The organism is Actinomycetospora endophytica (assembly GCF_021026375.1).
Classification (GTDB): Bacteria; Actinomycetota; Actinomycetes; order Mycobacteriales; family Pseudonocardiaceae; genus Actinomycetospora; species Actinomycetospora endophytica.
The window spans coordinates 1-1,134 of record NZ_JAJNDB010000018.1 but is presented as its reverse complement, the minus strand read 5'-3'; the positions used below and the strand labels follow the sequence as shown (position 1 = coordinate 1,134).

Here is a 1,134-nt window from a genome sequence, read left to right as displayed (position 1 = left end):
TCGCCGCAGCTGGTGGCGCTCCTCCGGGCGGCCGGCACCCGCTGGGCCGCCGCGACCACCGGCGCCATGAACCAGGCCGGCCTGCAGCTCTCCTCCGGGGTGCCGGTCATGCCCATCGGCGGCTTCAGCGGCAGCGACCCCGCCCCGACCCTCGCGCAGTTCCAGCAGGACGTCGCCACCGGCCAGATCCGCTACTTCATCGAGGGCGGCGGCCCCGGCGGCGGCATGTTCCCCGGCATGGGCGCGGGCGAGCCCGGCGGTGCCGACCGGCCCGGCGGCGCTCCCGGAGGCGGCGGCATGGGCGGGTTCATGAACCGCGGCACCACCGGCCAGATCACCTCCTGGGTGACCAGTCACTTCCAGAAGTCCGAGGTCGGCGGCCGCACGGTCTACGACCTGCAACGTCCGCTGCCCTGACAGCGGTGCGAGCCGACGCGGCGGTGTCACCTCCCTCGAGACACCGCCGCGTCGACACCCCCACCCGGACGCCGCGTCCTAGGGTGACCGGCGTGGTCGAGCCGGTCCTGGGCGCCTACCTGCGGGCGCGCCGGGAGCTGGTCAGCCCGGCCGCCGTGGGCCTCCCGGACACCGGCGGTCGACGGACGCCGGGGTTGCGCCGCGAGGAGGTCGCCACCCTCGCCGGGATCAGCGTCGACTACTACCTGCGCCTGGAGAAGGGCCGCGACACCAACGAGAGCCGCGCGTTCGACGTCCTCGCCGCCAACGACCCGGCCCGCGCGCTCTCCCCCGCGATCCGCCCGGGCGCCAACCGCCTGCGCGCGATGTTCCTCGACGAGGCCGAGCGGGCGCTGCGCCCCGACTGGGACGTCGAGGCCGGAGCGATGGTCGCGGAGTTCCGGGCCTCGGTGGGCACCGACCTGACCGACCCGCGGGTCGTCGCGCTGACCGAGGAGCTGTCGGCGGCGAGCGCGGCGTTCCGCGTGGCCTGGCAGCGTCACGACGTCGACCTGCTCACCGGGGCGGTCACCCGATGGAATCATCCGACGGGGCGGTTTCCACTGAGCGTCGCAACACGTCCTTGATCGTTTGGGAGTCGTGTTGTCGACGCGTCGTGTCAAGAAGGGCCCTGGTCGCCGTCCGCAGTCGGCCAAGCGGCAGCGATTCACCGAGCTG

The 1,134-nt window shown here is 74.3% G+C and carries 2 protein-coding genes; both read left to right on the top strand.

The annotated features are described in order from the left end of the window. A partial coding sequence (locus LQ327_RS33480; protein ID WP_504766760.1) for a mannosyltransferase YkcB-related protein occupies window positions 1-417 on the top strand: 417 nt, incomplete at its 5' end. 92 nt (window positions 418-509) lie between these two features. Beyond that, window positions 510-1,043: an MmyB family transcriptional regulator gene (locus LQ327_RS33475; RefSeq protein WP_230741111.1), complete on the top strand. Its 534-nt coding sequence runs from the start codon at window positions 510-512 to the stop codon at window positions 1,041-1,043. Window positions 1,044-1,134: the final 91 nt, after the last annotated feature.